Source organism: Psychrobacter cryohalolentis K5 (assembly GCF_000013905.1).
GTDB classification, from domain to species: domain Bacteria; phylum Pseudomonadota; class Gammaproteobacteria; order Pseudomonadales; family Moraxellaceae; genus Psychrobacter; species Psychrobacter cryohalolentis.
This window is the reverse complement of sequence record NC_007969.1, coordinates 2,388,377-2,405,207: the sequence shown is the minus strand read 5'-3', so window position 1 is coordinate 2,405,207 and position 16,831 is coordinate 2,388,377. Positions and strand designations below refer to the sequence as shown.

The window sequence follows — 16,831 nt, the reverse complement described above, 5'->3', positions numbered from 1 at the left end:
GGGTTTTTATTTTGGTAAATACATAACAAGAAATAGATTTGAGAAAATTATAAATAAGCAACATATATAGAAGAATGGTTAGGTATGATAGCAATATTCTTTTTTAAGAATATATCCTTCTACACTCATGGATAACTTACGCAATTACTAAGGATGGTAATGGTAAATTTATCGACGTTTCAAACGTATTTAGCGGCTGAACCCCCTTTGTTAGAAGCTTGCAATAAGTCTAAGAGTAGCAATGAGCCTCACTTGCATAAATGGGCGGCACTATTGCCAGCGCAAACAGAGGCCCAGCAAGTCGAACAAATAGAAAAAGTATTAACAGAATTGCGTCTGATTCCTACTGATGATAGGCAGCGTTTAAGATTGATTAAGATTGTCACTAATGCCGCCAGTCAGCTAATTGCGGCGCTACGCCAACCGTACATTTATGAGACAGGGGCGCTCAATGAAGCTCAGCTTGGCTATGTTGCTCGGGTTAAGTCGCTGTACTATTCATTGATTATGACCTATGACGGCGTGATACGCCGCGAAACTACCCTTTCAAAGGATAAGCAGCAAGCACCTTCAAGTAATCTGTTGCAGCGCTATTTTACCAGTGAAAAATCATCTCCTGTTACCTTGGCGATTGCCACTTACCAAACGCTACTGATGTATCAAAAACTGCTATTTGAAGATGGCTTTTGCTATCAAAAGTCGCCAGCCTATATATGGGCCAATGTAAATAACTTATATCTTAACGCATGCCAGCAGCGAGCCTCACATATCGTACTGATTGCTTACATTCCAGCGCAGCAAGGTGATACTATCCATCATTTATATTGCCAAATATGCTTGCATGAGTTGCTAAATGTACGTGCACTGCGTCGACCTCATATCTTACTGCTACAGCGTCTGCTGCCAGCGTGGAGTGCACATATAGTTGCTACCATAGAGCCGCGCACAGCAACGCGAGTGTTCGTCAATCTACAGAGTAAAGAGCCGCCTACTTATTTAACTGCATTATCTACTATCAACCCATATGATGCTCATCACACCTGCTTATTTATAGAGCTTGAACCTTTAGTGACGTATTTACAATCGCGTATGAAAACCTTAATCGATACTGATCGAAGAGGGGTTGAATATTTTTTGATTAATACCGTTTCAATGGCGATAAGATATCGTTATATTCAACCAAAGCGCATGCCTCCTATTGATCATAATACAAAGCAGACGGCGACGATAATATCGGGTTTTAATGAAATACATTACCGTATCAGTAACGGTGAAGCTTTCAGCAGTTTAATAGCATCTAAAAATCTGCCCGAGTATCAGCAGCCGCGTTATGATACCTTACCAAAAAATAATGCTGCCCATAAAGAATCATTAGCGGAAATATTTGAGGGTAATAATCAGTTGTCACACTTTCGTACCCTACGCTTGTTTCTAGATTCATCTGAGACAATTGATAAAATTGATGATCTCACTTCCATCGCACCACCTTTACAAATAATGAGCCTTTTTTTACTATGTCGCAAAGATAAGGCTACCGCGTCTAAATGGTCCATGGGAGTGGTGCGTTGGCTTAATTTGGATAGCGCAAAACTCGAGCTTGAATGGCAAATCCTTGGTCATAAGATAATCGCCTGTGGAATTTGTCTACAAGATAGACAGAATCGCAGTCAGCATTTTGTGCCAGCGTTTGTCATCGGAGCTGATGAACACCTACAAACGTCTTATAGTCTATTATTGCCGACCTCTCATTTTCAAACAGATGATAAGGTTATCATGCGTATTAATGACCAACAGAAATCTTTGCGCTTGGGTCGTAGTCTAATGGTGACTGATGAATTTAGCCAATATGAAGGGGTGCAGGGTTAATGACGTTAATCTACATAAAAGCCGGCCTCTAAAGACCTAGTTAGTCGTGTCATATAAAATTGCTGTGTCGAATTATTTAACAATTACCATGATAAGTTAAGCAACAGTCGGCTAAATTATTGTTTATAATGACAACAATAACTACGACGCTGTTTCTTAATATTCTGCTATCTTTTATATATTTGACGACAGCTCAGCGGCGATTCATATTATTTTTTAAGATTAAAAAGGCTTTCTATGCGTACTCAGTCTCTCTTGAACTTATTGGTTATCGATGCTGATCAGCTTTATGCTGAGCGCCTTGTAGACTTGCTCGGTTCATACTATGACAGCGTGAATTTAGGTTTTTTGGACGATAAAGATGAGTTGCTAAAATCATTGCGTCAATCATGGGATGTGTTGGTTTTTGGTCAAGCGTATGATATGAGTTTTACCGACGTGGTTGCTATCATTCAAGAGCAAGATATTGACTTACCATCGGTTTGTTTGATAAGTAAAAACACGGTAGCCAACGCTCACAATGACGAAGGCTTACCGTCTATCATGAATGGTACGATGGTTAAGGCACTCTATGTAGAGCAAGAAATGGCAGTCATCATGGCTATTCGCTTATTGCACGAAAACTTGCACAGTCGCCAACAGCTTAAGACATTGCAGTCTGTGCTCTCTGAGGCAGAACAGCGCGCAAACGTATTGATTAAAAACTCAAAAAGTGCAGTCGCATACATTGATCAAGGGATTCATATCTTTGCCAATGATCCGTATCTGCAGTTATTTGGTTTTGAGGCGATGAACGATATTATCGGTATACCTGTGATTGATTTGATCGCAGGCGGTGATAATGTTAAAGCTGTTAAACAGTTTTTGCGTCAGTTCGATAAAGGGAACCGTAAAGACGTTGAGTTTAATTTTGAGAGTAGACGTAAGGATGGCAGTACGTTTGAAGCAAAACTACAATTGGCAATAGCGACACTAGATGGTGAGCCGGTCACCCAGATTATTATTCAACAAAATAATAGCAATAGCATTGAGGTCGCCAAACGTTTGGCTGAAGCTGAGCGTAAAGACAGCTTGACGGGCATTGATAATCGCCACAGCTTTGAAGAGCAGCTGGCGGCAGCATATGAACAGGCAAGAAAAGGCGCTATGACGGCGGCACTCTTGTATGTACAACTCGATAATGTCGGAAAAATTAGAAGCAGTTTAGGTCTACAAGGTATTGATAGCACGGTGAAACAAGTCGCTAATACCTTAGATGAGCTGGTAGTCGATGGTCATGTCAGCCGCTTTAGTGATACAGCATTTACTATTTTGGTAGAAAATCAGACGACAGCTGCGCTTGAAAAGCTGGCTGAACAGATTGGCATGAGTATCAGTAAGATGCTTATTGAAGTGGATAAGCGCACAACCAATACGACAGCAAGTACTGCTATTGTTAAAATTGAAAAAAATACGCCTGAGCCTAGAGTGTTGCTTGAGCGCGCTATGGATGCTATCAATCAAATCATGATTGAGACCTCCAATCATGGCGGCCGCTATCATTTATATGATGCAAGTGAACATGCCAATAGTGACGATCATGCGCTAGCAGAATCTCTGGTTGATGCCATTACCAATAATCGCTTTGAGTTATTGTTCCAGCCCATATATGACATCAATAATGACCGTAGTGACTTCTTTGAAGTATTCCTGCGGCTGCCGCTAGCAGATGCTGAGAATACCGTATTGACGCCAGAACAGTTTATGGCGGTTGCAAAATCTCATCAATTATTAGAAAAAATAGACCGCTGGGTATTAATTAATGCCTGTAAGAGAATCAATGAAGTGCGTAAAACTCATCCAGAGGCGCGGTTACTGGTACAGCTAACCAGTGCGTCCTTAATCGATAAAAAACTGCCCAGTGTTGCAAGCCAGCTCATCAATGCCATCGGTGGTAAAGCTGGGGCGTTGACACTGCAGTTCAATGAAAAAGACATCTCAGATTACTTAACAGTAGCGAAATCTCAATTCACCGCGCTCAGTCAGGTAAACTGCAAGCTTAGCATCAATAATTTTGGCTCATCCATAAAATCTGTGGAGCTTGCCAATTTTGTTCATCCTAATATGGTGCGTTTAGCCCATAATTATGTCGAAGGGATTGATGCCGCTGACAATTTAGAAACGGTCAAATCAATTATCGTACGTACCAATGAGATTAATGTTGATGTATTGATGCCTTATATTGAAGATGCTGCAACCATGTCTGTTGCATGGAGTGTCGGCGCACGCTACCTACAAGGCAATTATTTAGAAATGCCGAGTAACAGTATCAAAGTCTCTAATGAGAGTTAGGTCTTATTTTATATTCATAAATACTATATAGATCTCTGTATTTATGGTCTACAGACGGCTATCGATGTCTATCAACCTTTGCATTATAGGATGTTTGATGTAGACTCATCGACATCAATACCTATTAATTAAAGATGACACCATGTCTATAGTCAATAAATATCAACTGGTCGGTATGCTTGTCGCCGCTTTGCTGCTAAGTGCTTGTGAGAAAACGCCGCCTGATTACCGTGCTACTGTTACGCTACCGCTTTATATTGAAGGCGATGCCGATAATGGTGCACTCATATATCAAGATGCTTGTGGTCAGTGTCATCAGTTAAACCCCGGTCTCAATAAAAAAGGCCCGCAGCTGATGAATATTTATGGCGCGCCGGCAGCGGAACTTGCAGATTATACTTATAGTGAAGGACTTAAAGCCTCGGGTTGGGTATGGGATGCTCAAACGCTTGATACTTATATTGCGGATGCTGAAAAAGCCATGCCAGATTCTAAAATGCTGTCAGACCCGATGCCAGATTCTAAAGAGCGCGCTGATGTGATCGCTTACTTGTCTACCCTTCGCGCAGCTGCCCCAAGTGTTGAAAATGATAAATAACCCTTACCTGATACCTTTTTTTCCTCACAAATTAAACCCATAATCGCCTTAACGCAGCCCCTAATATGCCCCTTTCATCGAAACATCAGCTGATATCAGAAACGCGTCCTCAAACGGTGCCTAGTGCTGCTGATTATAGCCATAATCAGCAAAAAATTGCTCAGTTAATGGCGCAATTGAATCAAATCGTATTGGATAAATCGCAAGTAGTTAAGCTTGCGCTTAGTGGTATTTTAGCAGGTGGTCATTTATTGCTACAAGACTTGCCGGGTATGGGTAAGACGACCTTGGCACAAGGTTTAGCCCAATTATTAGGCTTGAGCTTTAGCCGTGTGCAGTTCACCAATGATATGCTGCCTGCCGATATATTGGGCATGAGTATCTACGATCAAAATAAGCGCCAATTTGAGTTTCGAGCAGGTCCTATCTTTACTAAGCTGCTGCTCGCTGATGAGATCAATCGCTCAAGCCCCAAGACCCAGAGCGCCTTACTTGAAGCGATGGAGGAGCGGCAAGTGACACAAGATGGGCAAAGTTATCCCTTACCCAAGCCATTTTTTGTGATAGCCACTCAAAACCCTTTGCAGCAAGCAGGTGTTTACCCACTTCCTGAATCGCAGCTGGATCGATTCTTATTGTGCTTATCGCTTGGTTATCCATCAGCTGCAGCAGAGCGGGCATTGTTAAAAGGTCAAGATCGCCGCGAGCTTTTAAAAAGTTTGGGTGCGGTGCTTGATACGGAAGCGGTGTTATTGGCGCAGCAAGGGGTTAAGCAGGTATACATCGCAGATGTGGTCTTGGATTATCTTCAGCGTCTGGTCGCAAAGACGCGAGCAAGCCAAGAGTATCATGGGCTGTCGCCGCGCGGTTTATTGTCGCTACAGCGCGCCGCGCAGGCTTACGCCTATGTATCAGGACATATGGAGGTCACGCCTGAAGATATTCAAGCGGTATTTGCTGCAGTCACTGACCATCGTTTGGGTCAGCGTTTTGTGCCAGCCCATGTCACTGGCGGGCAAGCTACCCCGACCATTTCTCAACGTATTTTGGCAGAAGTAGCAGTTATTGTTTAAATGTTTATGATTCGATAAATGCTCATCTAAAATCATTTAACACTGAAGGTGATTCTCTAAGTAATTATTCAACATATTGGTATCGAACGCTTTCTCTGAATATCAATGATATTGTCAATTTTATGGTAATGATAGGGTAGCCATGAGCCTTTTGCCAAAAGCTTTCACCGTACCAGCCACTTCAGCATTAAGCCGTTGGTTCGCCTCGCGTGCGCCCAAAAGTGACAGCCCCAAACTCAATTTGCGTAATGTCTATATTTTTTTTAGCCGGGAAGGCATGCTATTTGCGGTGCTGCTGATCATTACTTTTATTGCCGGTATTAACTATGGCAATAACTTGGTATTAGGTTTATGTTTTTATTTGGTCAGCGTCTGGCTGATCAGCTTTCATGTAACCTTTGCGCACATTTCAGGTTTGCAAGTACGTTTGCTTGAGGTGACTATGGCAGAAGCAGGTGCACCTGTTTGGGTGACTTTGCAGCTGCGCAGTGAGAGCCGTCAACCAAGACGGCAGTTGTTATTTAGCTTTGAGCAGACTGATGACAAGGCTAATAGCAAGAAAGATAAAAACATCAGCAAAAAAATTAAACATAGCGCTGATAATAAACAGTCAATACTGGTGACACGACTGCAAAACGAGCAAATTATTCGCTTGCCTGTACCGACCCAGAATCGTGGGCAGTTTGAATTACCACGGTTGAAAATAAAAACGGTTTACCCTTTGGGCATTATGCGGGCGTGGTCTTACGTTTATTTTGCCCGTACTGCTTGGGTCTATCCAAAACCTGAAGTATTTGATTGGCAAGCGCAGTATGCAGTTGCCAGTCAGGAGGATTTACCAACAGGCGGGCAATATCGGCAAGGTCAAGATGACTTTGAGCGGCTAGATGTCTATATCGAAGGAGAGTCACTGGCACGGGTTTCTTGGGGACATGTGGCACGCGGTCAGGGTATGCTTACCAAGCATTTTGCCGATCCTGTTGGTCACGAGCAAACCTTGGATTATGCCGATATGCCAGCGGCTAATCATGAACAGAAGCTGGCACAACTGGCTCATGGCACGCTCATATTAGGGCAATTGGGTGTGCCGTTTAATATGTGCTTACCAAATGAGGCACCGTCTGAATTTTCCTCTGCGGTAATGACGGGCGAGGGCGACAGCTTTGCACAAGCTTGCTTACTAAGATTGGCAAAAGCGCCATGAACAATTCTAAACGATCTTCCTCAAATGACATTGAAAATGTATCGATCGATTTTCTTACTAAAAATTCTACAGAGACAGCCATTTTTGAGCAATTGGCAACGGGTCAAAGCACCCGCGCTAGTGTTGACCACGGTTACGCTAGAAAATGGTATCGCAATTTTTTAGCGCTACCAGCCTATTATTGGGTATTAATTGCCCAAGTCATTGTTATCTTACCTCATGCGGCACACTTACCATTATGGCTAATGGGTTTTGCTGTCGTCAGTATTATTGCCCAATTGCCACGCATCAAAGTGCGTTTTAAAAAAATAGCATATTTAAAACGCGTCTATCAAGGCATGCAAATGCTTGGCTTCTTATTGGGGCTGGCAGGATTGTGGCTGACCTACAATACTGCATTTGGACTGGATATGGGTGTGGCATTTTTAGTGCTCTGCCTTATCAGTAAACTGTGGGAGCTTTACAAGCGCCGCGATGCTTATGTGGTGTTGAATTTATCATTGTTTGTACTTGCAGCGTTGTTTTTGATGGATCAAGGGTTAATAACGACTTTAGAAGTGATTTGTGGCATGATTGTTGTGTTGTTGGCATTTATCGCGCTAAATGATGATGGTAATAGTCGCGGTGATGGTCGTCTGCGCACCTTGGGTGTATTGGGCATTGGAGCATTGCCATTATTGGTGGTGCTGTTTCTATTCTTTCCGCGTTTGCCCCCACTGTGGTCAGTACAGTTATCAGGGCAGCAAGCGACCACAGGCGTCTCTGATAGTATGTCGCCAGGTGATTTTGCTAATTTAGGTCAGTCAACCGAATTGGCTTTTCGGGTAGAGTTTACAGACAATCGACCCCCGCAGCAGGAGTTGTATTGGCGAGGCTTGGTATTTAGCGATTTTGATGGCATTACTTGGCGTCAAAGCCCTCAGCAGCGAGCATGGAAGCCTACGTTACCTATACCTACTTGGATTAAAAATGCATTTTCGACTGTTCCTGATGCGGTGAAAGCTGCCCCCAACACTTATCAGATTATCTTAGAACCTACTCAGCAGAACTGGTTATTTGGACTCGATTATCCGTTTACCCAGCAGCAAGATGTCAGTGTCACCTCAGACTTTACCTTGTTAAAAGACCAGCCTGTCACGCAGCAGCTGCGCTACGATGTAGCACAGTTTACGCCGATGCAGATTGACCCTATACTCACTGACGAGGTGCGACGACTAAATCTTGCCTTGCCTAATAAAGGCAACCCACAAGCACGAGCATTAGCCCAGCAGCTTTTTGTCCAGTCAGGCTCAGATCCTCTACGCTATATGGCAGCTATTGAGCGCTGGATTAACCAAACGGAATTTCGCTATACGCTATCGCCGCCACGCTTGAATAATAATCGTATTGATGAGTTTTTATTTGAGACCAAAGCGGGATTCTGTGAGCATTATTCTTCCAGCTTTACCTTTATGATGCGGGCAGCTGGCATACCTGCACGGGTCGTGGCAGGCTATCAAGGTGGCGAGCTAAGCCGCGGCGGCAATGTTTGGGAGGTGCGACAAAAGGATGCACACGCTTGGACGGAAGTTTGGCTTGAGGGTCAAGGCTGGGTACGTGTCGATCCGACAGCTTTTGTTGCGCCTGAGCGCGTCGAGCAAGGCATGGATGCGCTGACGCAGTCGCAAGGAGCAGCGATATTCGGCGATGGCGCTGGCGCGCAAATCAGCTATCAGCAGTATCAAATGCTACAAACCTTACGCCGCCTCTCAGATCAAGCCAGTTACTATTGGCAAAAAGACGTCGTTGGTTACGATCAGGACAAGCAAGCGGACTCACTACTCAAATGGTTTAACATCCGCTCAGTGATGCAGCAAATTATTTGGTTGGCAGTGAGTGCTATTACCGTCATGGTAATTCTCGTTTTTGTCATTTGGCAACGCCGCCGCAAGCGCTGGCATCCAGCAGATCTGCCACTTGCACAGCTATCAAAACGTATTGGCAAGAATAATAAAACGTTGGCTAGGTTTGAGAGTGAAGGGCAATTGGCATGGCTTGAACGCTTGGCAATGTCACTTGATACAAGTGCTCGTCCAAAACCTGAAGCAAACACAGGGACAAATACTCAGAGTAGTAGTCCTAGTCAGTTGGTAGACAGCAATGCTTTAACAGTGGCTCAAATGAAAATCGAGCAGATTAAACAGGATTATCGTCAGCTGCGTTATGGGCGTTTGAGCACGATAGATATGAGTAATAATGAGTACCAGCAAGTACTTAAGCAGCTAAAGAAAGACGTAAGGGAATTACCAAGGTTATACTGATTTGTGTGTGGTAGATGCACTAGAGTAAAAGTACTTAAATTATTTTAAAGCAATAAATAAAGGGATAGCCTTATGGCGATATACGTGGATTTTATGCAGATAGAGTTTAAAGGCTATAAGTGGTGCCATCTGCTGGCAGATACCTTGCAAGAGCTGCATGATTTTGCTGCGTTGATTGAAGTGGATGCGCGCTTATTCCATCGTCATGCCAGTTACCCGCACTACGATGTCACCGTACAAATGCGAGAGATAGCGATTGAGTATGGTGCTATCCCTGCCGATCGAAAAAAGATTATAGAATGTGCAAAGAAATTAAAAGTAGAGTTGCGTGAGCAAATAGCACGCTCTGAGCATTGCTAATAAATAAGTTAATATTCTAGAGATAGAAAAAAGGTGGGTTGCGATTTGGCTACCCACCTTTTTATTGATTAAATTTTTTGCTAGAAATTTACTTGGCAATAGCTGCCTTACTAACACTGTTAAGCGCTTTTGAGATGTTAGCAATCTCGGTATCGCAACCCTTAATATTATGACGATTTTTTAAATACTCAGGATTATTATATGACAGCCATACTTTTTTATCGGCATCTTCGCTGATGAGAATTTTTTGCGGTAAGGCGATGGCGACGCTTTGCTCGCATTGCATCAATGGCGTACCCGCTTTTGGATTACCAAACATAATGACTTGTGTTGGTCTTAATGTTAAATCGACACTTTTTGCATTTTTTTGATGATCGACGCGTGCGAACACCTTCATACCTTTGCTTTCAATAATCGCTGCCAGCTTATCAGCGGTATCTTGCACGGAATGAGGACTTTGCATCGTAACCAAACCTTTTTTAGCATTGATAGCAATCATCGTTTCTGGCGTTGATGGCATCTTATCAGACGCGTTTAAAATATTTTCAACACTGGCGCAAGAGGATACAGCCAAAGCTAAGGCAGCAATAGAGATAATCTTAAGCATAAAAATTCCTTTTTTATGGTGGTCGTTTATTCAGTGAGTGATGGTTGGCAACATCGAGTCCTTATAATACATCATTACATTGTGCGTAATAAACGGTGCATAGTAAAGAGTCGCATTGCAATAGGCCTTAACGAATTATTACGCCAAATGATCTGCTAGATAGTCCACCAACAGCCTAATTTTTGGCGATAAATGACGATTGTGCGGGTAGACTGCCCATATCCCTTCTTCTTGCTCTCTATATCCGTCCAATACCGTCATTAAACGACCGGTTGCTAGATGTTTTTGTACATAATAATCTGGCAATTGTACGATACCAAGCCCCTTTAGCGCGGCATCAACCAAGCTATAACCACTGTTATAACGTATCTTGCCGCTCACGCGTATATTGCGCTCTGTATCTGCTTCTTTAAAATGCCAATAATCAAGTGTACCCAATAAGCAGCTGTGTTGACTCAGCTCATCCAAGGTTTTTGGGCGACCATATTTCTCAAAATAAGCGGGCGATGCACAGACAAAGTTGGTACGGTGACTGAGTTTATTTGCCATCATCGTAGAGTCGCTCAGCTTACCGATACGTATTGCCAAATCATAACCACCTTCAATCAAATCAATCTTCTGATTGCTCAAAAAAGCCGTCACTTCGATATCACTATATTGCACCATAAAATCATTTATCAGTGGCAATAGCTGCTGTTCTCCATAGGTGACAGGAGCTGTCAGATTGATGCGACCTTGCGGTTTGGACTGCAAATTACTGACCGCTTGCTCTGCGGCATCGAGTCCATCAAGGATGCTGCGGCAATGCTGATAAAACACCCGCCCTTCTTCTGTTAGCGACACTTTACGCGTGGTTCGATACAGCAGCTTGGTATTGAGCCGCTTCTCCAGTGCAGTGACTTGCCGACTCACTTGAGCCGTCGAGATGGCAAGCTTGGACGCCGCTTTAGTAAAGCTCTCAAATTCTGCCACGTAAACAAACTCACTGATACCATCCCACTTCATGATTATTACCACTGTGTAAAAGATATTTGCAAATATGCTATATTATCATTAGCAGGGAAGTAATATAAAATAATCACACTATTAAAATTCAACCATTAAAAAGAGAGACTTTTATGTCAGATAAATTTATCAAATCAAAAGCCGCCATTGCTTGGGGCCCTAATCAGCCATTATCGATTGAAGAAGTGGACGTCATGCTACCGCGTAAAGGCGAAGTATTGGTTAAAATCATCGCTAGTGGCGTCTGCCATACCGATGCGTTTACCTTATCTGGTGAAGACCCAGAAGGTGTATTCCCAGCTATCCTAGGTCATGAAGGTGGCGGTATCGTTGAGCAAATCGGCGAAGGCGTGACTAGCGTGCAAGTGGGTGACCATGTCATTCCTTTGTATACTGCAGAGTGCGGCGAATGTAAGTTCTGTACTTCAGGTAAAACCAACTTATGCTCAGCGGTACGTGAGACCCAAGGTAAAGGCTTAATGCCAGATGGCACCACCCGTTTTTATAAAGACGGTCAGCCAATCTACCATTATATGGGTTGCTCAACCTTTTCTGAATATACGGTATTGCCAGAGATCTCTTTAGCCAAAGTTGACGCCAATGCACCATTAGAAAAAGTTTGCTTACTTGGTTGTGGTGTGACCACTGGTCTGGGTGCAGTCATGAATACCGCTAAGGTTGAAGAAGGCGCGACCGTTGCGGTTTTCGGTCTTGGTGGTATTGGCTTAGCGGCTATTATCGGTGCAAAAATGGCAAAAGCCAGTCGTATTATCGGTATTGATATTAACGAAGATAAATTTGAGCTCGCCAAAAAGCTTGGCGCAACTGATTGCATCAACTCTAAAGATTATGACAAGCCTATCCAAGAGGTCATCGTTGAGATGACTGATGGCGGTGTAGATTACTCATTTGAGTGTATCGGTAATGTCGATGTTATGCGTTCAGCGCTTGAGTGCTGTCATAAAGGCTGGGGCGAGTCAGTCATCATCGGTGTCGCTGGTGCAGGCAAAGAAATCTCAACCCGTCCATTCCAGCTAGTAACGGGTCGAGTCTGGCGTGGTTCAGCTTTTGGCGGCGTCAAAGGTCGCACGGAATTACCCGGCTATGTCGATCGTTATATGCAAGGTGATATTCCATTAAATGACTTTATCACTCATACGATGCCATTAGAAAACATCAACGAAGCGTTTGATTTGATGCATAAAGGCGAGAGTATCCGTACGGTTATTCATTTTTAACTTGTAACAGTTATAAAATTAGTACTATAGACAGAAAAAAGCCGCTCCTATAATACCTATGATAGGAGCGGCTTTTTTCTGTCTATCTTTTAGTCCTTTTTAAAGCTATGCATGTCTTCTAACATCCCCGTAAACCTCTCGTATAGCCATGGCTCCATATCATCGACCACTTGATTGTATAAATGTGGACCTACGGTTTCGATGATAAAATCCAATAAGAACTTAGCGGGCAAATTGCCAATATCGATATCGAATTCATCATTCATATAAACCCGTAGTTGATCTAAGATAAGGATCTCAGTTTCATCTGATAGGGTGATTGGTTTATCTTTATTCATACAAATGGTCCTACTAAAAAATCTTAATTTATTCTTGCATATTGGCTAGCTGCTCTAAAATATTGACATAATTATCCACGCCTTGCGCGCCACTAACCAAGTGCTGCTCATTAAAAATGATAGCAGGGACGCTTTGAATACCTTGCCGCTGCCAATGCTGCTCTATCTCACGTACGGCATTGGCAAACCGCTGGTCTTCTAAAACCGTCAACGCTTCTTTACCATCTAACCCAATCTCTGCAGCAATATCGGCAAGTACCCTGATATCAGAGAGGTTTCTATTATCGGTAAAGTGCGCGATAAATAATGCCTGCTTTAACTCATGCATGCGCCCTTGCTGCTCAGCCCAATGCAAAAGCTGATGCAGATTAAAGGTGTTGTGCATACGCAAGTCATCAGTAAAATTAAACTCAAAGCCGACCTCAGAACCTGCTTCGGCTATTCTAGTGCGGCTAGCGTCTGACTCGGCTTTGCTTGAGCCATATTTCTCCATGATATGCTCACGCATGTTTTGACCCTCGCTTGGCATATTAGGATTTAGCTCAAACGGATGCCAATGTATCTCATGATCAGTATTGGTTTGCTCTAGTGCGGCTGCCAGTTGGCGATAGCCGACGACACACCAAGGGCAGACCACGTCTGATACGATATCGATGCGCAGTGGCTGCTCTGATGTTAACTGCTTTGAGTTTTCCATATTTTTCACCTAATTTATTGTCTGTTTTTTATCTAATGAAGTACCATTTGAAGTAAGCTTTCTTACCTGAAGCTGACTGTAATCAATATGCTTATTAAGGGATACTTATCAAACGATACTTATCAAACGATACTTATCAAACGATACTTATCAAACGATACTTATCAAACGATACTAAGAGAAAGGCTAGGTGATTACAATGGCGGATAAGTTACTAATGATAACTACCAGCCATAATAATAAGCCAACTATTGATTAAGGCGGCTTAAACTGGGTAGCCATCATAAGAATGGCTTGAGAAATTAGGTAAATAGGCAATTTAATGAGCTTTATAGAGTACCGAATGAAACCTTATATAGAAACAGAGCGTCTTTATCTTAGACAGTGGCAAGCAAGCGATTTTGCAATATTTGCTGCTATGAATGCCGATCCAGAGGTTATGAAGTATTTCCCCAAGCTTTTATCAGCTAAAGTGAGCGATATTATTGCGAGTAAATGCCAGCAGCTGATTGAAGATAATGGTTGGGGATTTTGGGCGATTAGTCTAAAAGACTGTTCAAACAAAAACGATGACTTTATTGGTTTTGTTGGCTTAAATCAGACGCATGCTGATATGTCTTTTGCTCCCTGTGTTGAGATTGCTTGGCGACTGCGTAAGGATTTTTGGGGACAAGGCTATGCAACTGAAGCTGCTCGTGCGTCTTTAGATTTTGCTTTCAGCGAGCTGGCGCTTGATGAGGTGGTTGCATTTACTGCTGTGATTAATAAGCGTTCTCAACTGCTTATGAAGCGTATCAGAATGACTGATACGCAAAACAATTTTTATCATCCTGCACTTGAGTCAAATCATTTACTCGCTGAACATGTGCTATATAAGATCACTCGGCAGCAGTGGCAGGCAGTTTAAGTAGCTTTAGAATGAGCGTTGCCACATCAGATGCCTTAATGTATTAACATCTCATTGTGAATGGCTATTTCCATTACTTAAATGTGCTAATGACGCATTGCATATAAACAGTGTGCAATGCCTTAAATAATTTTTATAAGACAGGGTGCCTATTTTCATTTAAAGTGTTATTGATAAAGCGATTGATAGCTAGATGAGGTATCAAACAGCGTTGATGGTTCTTTAACACCACTTAGCCCATTAATTTCATCAATGCCTCCAAAGCACATTCAATATCTAAGAATATTAAGCCAAGTTTATCATTCAGTTTAGCCCTAATATTCATTGCCGTCTTATAACCTGATGAAGTCATGATCACATAGTTTTTCATACATTGAATCATAATACGGTCGGTGCTACCACAAGCCAATTCGCGACCAATAGATCACCCAGTGACGATAAAAGCTGCATAGCTCGAATGCGCTCTTCATCGACGCCTTTTGATAGTGCTAATGAAATAATTATTCATTATTCATTCAGTGTTAAAGGCAAATGCTTCAATATTTGCTTCAGTCGTCTAAAGCTTTCTGAAGTAATCACCTTTTTTTTAATTATTAAATTTTTACTACGCACTATTTTCAGATATTTTAATGATAAAAACTTATCCATAACTTTTGATGATGCCGATATTTACTAGACGTATACATCAAAAAAATGATATACAGTTGTGAGATAAAAATAGTCTGGGCTTCTTTATCATAATTTAGCGACCCAAACCGTTGGATTCTAATCCCACCAGTTGTTATACCAAATAGCGTATAGCAGCGACATCAATCCTACAACTGTGTTCACCATCCTATCATTTTCGGGTATGCGATAGTGCGCCGGTGTAAATCAGCACGATTACAATTTCTACCCTAAGGAACCTATATGAGTATCAGTCAGGCAATCGAAAAAATCGAAGCACGTTATGCCCATCAACCTGAGTTTATTCAGGCAGTAAAAGAAGTTGCAATCACGATTGCGCCACTATATGACTCTCATCCTGAATATGATGCTTTCAAAGTTTTTGAGCGCTTGGTTGAGCCTGACCGCGTGATGGGTTTCCGTATCAACTGGGAAAACGATAAAGGTGTAGTACAGGTCAATCGCGGCTGGCGTGTCCAATTTAGTAACGCGTTAGGTCCTTATAAGGGTGGTATTAGATTTCACCCAACCGTCAATCAATCGGTCTTAAAATTCTTAGGATTTGAGCAAATTTTTAAAAATGCCTTGACCGGTTTGCCAATGGGCGGCGCTAAAGGTGGTTCTGATTTTGATCCAAAGGGCAAGTCAGACAACGAAATCCGTCGTTTTTGCTATGCTTTCATGCGTGAGCTGCATCCCTATATCAATAAAGATACGGATGTACCGGCAGGTGATATCGGCGTTAGCGGACGCGAAATCAGCTATATGTTTGCCATGTATAAAAACCTGACCCGCGAATACGGCGGTGTATTGACTGGTAAAGGCGTAGGGTTTGGTGGCAGTTTGATGCGTACGGAAGCGACGGGCTATGGCGCGGTTTACTTCTTAGAAAATATGCTAACGGCTCAAAATGAGCGCATAGATGGTAAGCGAGTACTGGTTTCAGGCGCGGGTAACGTCTCTCTACATGCCGCTGAAAAAGCTCATATGCTGGGCGGTGTTGTGGTCACCGTATCTGATTCCCAAGGTACCTTGTATGATGGGGCGGGTCTAAATCAAGAAAAAATAAACTGGTTAAAAGCGCAAAAAGCAAAAAGCCAACCATTAGCAGATTACGTAGCTGTCTATGGCGGTGAATGGTTCGCTGGTCAAAAACCTTGGCATATCAAAGGCGATATCGCTATTCCATCAGCCACGCAAAACGAAGTGAATGAAGACGACGCTAAGCTGATGGTTGAGAACGGCATTAAGTATGTGGTTGAAGGCGCTAATATGCCATTGACTGCAGAAGCAATTGATCATATCCGCTTGCACCGTGTGCACTATGCTCCAGGTAAAGCGGCAAATGCAGGCGGCGTAGCAGTATCTGGTCTTGAGATGTCACAGAACTCAGTACGTCAGTACAAAACTTTTGAAGAGATTGATGCACGTTTAAAAGTTATTATGAAAAATATTCATGACGGCGCTGCTGAAGCCTCAGAAAAATACCATCAAACTGATAAAGGTTATATCGATTATATGACTGGCGCTAATATCGTCGGCTTTAAACGTGTTGCCGATGCCTTAGTTGCTTATGGTATCTTGAACTAAGAGCGGTTTATAGATCATACTACAGTCGATTCAATTTAAAAAGAATACAGT

The 16,831-nt window shown here is 42.7% G+C and carries 14 protein-coding genes; 10 read left to right on the top strand and 4 right to left on the bottom strand.

Annotated elements, in window-relative coordinates; genetic code table 11:
- The first annotated feature begins 159 nt into the window (after positions 1–159).
- The 7 genes from PCRYO_RS09970 (at position 160) to PCRYO_RS09940 (ending at position 9,732) form a co-directional block, all read left to right on the top strand.
- Positions 160–1,866, top strand: coding sequence for a hypothetical protein (locus PCRYO_RS09970; RefSeq protein WP_011514268.1), 1,707 nt, complete (start codon positions 160–162; stop codon positions 1,864–1,866).
- A 237-nt stretch (positions 1,867–2,103) separates the two neighbouring features.
- Positions 2,104–4,197 carry an EAL domain-containing protein gene (locus PCRYO_RS09965; RefSeq protein ID WP_011514267.1) on the top strand — a complete coding sequence of 698 codons (2,094 nt, stop codon included), beginning with the start codon at positions 2,104–2,106 and terminating at the stop codon, positions 4,195–4,197.
- A gap of 142 nt (positions 4,198–4,339) precedes the next feature.
- Positions 4,340–4,795: a c-type cytochrome gene (locus tag PCRYO_RS09960; RefSeq protein ID WP_011514266.1), complete on the top strand. Its 456-nt coding sequence runs from the start codon at positions 4,340–4,342 to the stop codon at positions 4,793–4,795.
- 65 nt (positions 4,796–4,860) lie between these two features.
- Positions 4,861–5,868 carry an AAA family ATPase gene (locus PCRYO_RS09955; protein ID WP_011514265.1) on the top strand — a complete coding sequence of 336 codons (1,008 nt, stop codon included), beginning with the start codon at positions 4,861–4,863 and terminating at the stop codon, positions 5,866–5,868.
- 142 nt (positions 5,869–6,010) lie between these two features.
- Positions 6,011–7,072 (top strand): hypothetical protein, encoded by a 1,062-nt coding sequence (locus tag PCRYO_RS09950; RefSeq protein WP_011514264.1) that lies wholly within the window; start codon positions 6,011–6,013, stop codon positions 7,070–7,072.
- On the top strand, positions 7,069–9,372 hold the full coding sequence (locus PCRYO_RS09945) for a transglutaminaseTgpA domain-containing protein (protein WP_011514263.1): 2,304 nt from the start codon (positions 7,069–7,071) through the stop codon (positions 9,370–9,372). The genes PCRYO_RS09950 and PCRYO_RS09945 overlap by 4 nt, the downstream gene beginning before the upstream one ends.
- Before the next feature lie 72 nt (positions 9,373–9,444).
- Positions 9,445–9,732, top strand: coding sequence for a DUF4031 domain-containing protein (locus PCRYO_RS09940; protein ID WP_011514262.1), 288 nt, complete (start codon positions 9,445–9,447; stop codon positions 9,730–9,732).
- An 88-nt stretch (positions 9,733–9,820) separates the two neighbouring features.
- On the opposite strand, the gene PCRYO_RS09935 is transcribed toward PCRYO_RS09940, so the two are convergent.
- Positions 9,821–10,339: a DUF302 domain-containing protein gene (locus tag PCRYO_RS09935; protein WP_011514261.1), complete on the bottom strand. Its 519-nt coding sequence runs from the start codon at positions 10,337–10,339 to the stop codon at positions 9,821–9,823.
- Positions 10,340–10,477: 138 nt separating this feature from the next.
- A complete protein-coding gene (locus PCRYO_RS09930; protein WP_011514260.1) occupies positions 10,478–11,344 on the bottom strand; it encodes a LysR family transcriptional regulator in 867 nt (288 codons plus the stop codon).
- Between the two features lie 113 nt (positions 11,345–11,457).
- Here PCRYO_RS09930 and PCRYO_RS09925 point away from each other — a divergent pair, with 113 nt between their 5' ends.
- Positions 11,458–12,582, top strand: coding sequence for an S-(hydroxymethyl)glutathione dehydrogenase/class III alcohol dehydrogenase (locus PCRYO_RS09925; RefSeq protein WP_011514259.1), 1,125 nt, complete (start codon positions 11,458–11,460; stop codon positions 12,580–12,582).
- A gap of 89 nt (positions 12,583–12,671) precedes the next feature.
- Here the strand turns inward: PCRYO_RS09925 and PCRYO_RS09920 are convergent, their stop codons facing one another.
- Together PCRYO_RS09920 and PCRYO_RS09915 are read right to left on the bottom strand one after the other, a co-directional pair.
- The gene (locus tag PCRYO_RS09920; RefSeq protein ID WP_011514258.1) at positions 12,672–12,920 is read right to left on the bottom strand and encodes a DUF2164 domain-containing protein; all 249 of its coding nucleotides are present in this window, start codon (positions 12,918–12,920) and stop codon (positions 12,672–12,674) included.
- Positions 12,921–12,948: 28 nt separating this feature from the next.
- A complete protein-coding gene (locus tag PCRYO_RS09915; protein ID WP_011514257.1) occupies positions 12,949–13,617 on the bottom strand; it encodes a DsbA family oxidoreductase in 669 nt (222 codons plus the stop codon).
- 343 nt (positions 13,618–13,960) lie between these two features.
- On the opposite strand from PCRYO_RS09915, the gene PCRYO_RS09910 reads away from it, so the two are divergent.
- Together PCRYO_RS09910 and gdhA are read left to right on the top strand one after the other, a co-directional pair.
- Positions 13,961–14,524 carry a GNAT family N-acetyltransferase gene (locus tag PCRYO_RS09910; protein WP_041753210.1) on the top strand — a complete coding sequence of 188 codons (564 nt, stop codon included), beginning with the start codon at positions 13,961–13,963 and terminating at the stop codon, positions 14,522–14,524.
- Positions 14,525–15,433: 909 nt separating this feature from the next.
- A complete protein-coding gene (gene gdhA, locus PCRYO_RS09900) occupies positions 15,434–16,780 on the top strand; it encodes an NADP-specific glutamate dehydrogenase (protein WP_011514255.1) in 1,347 nt (448 codons plus the stop codon).
- The last annotated feature ends 51 nt before the right edge of the window (positions 16,781–16,831 follow it).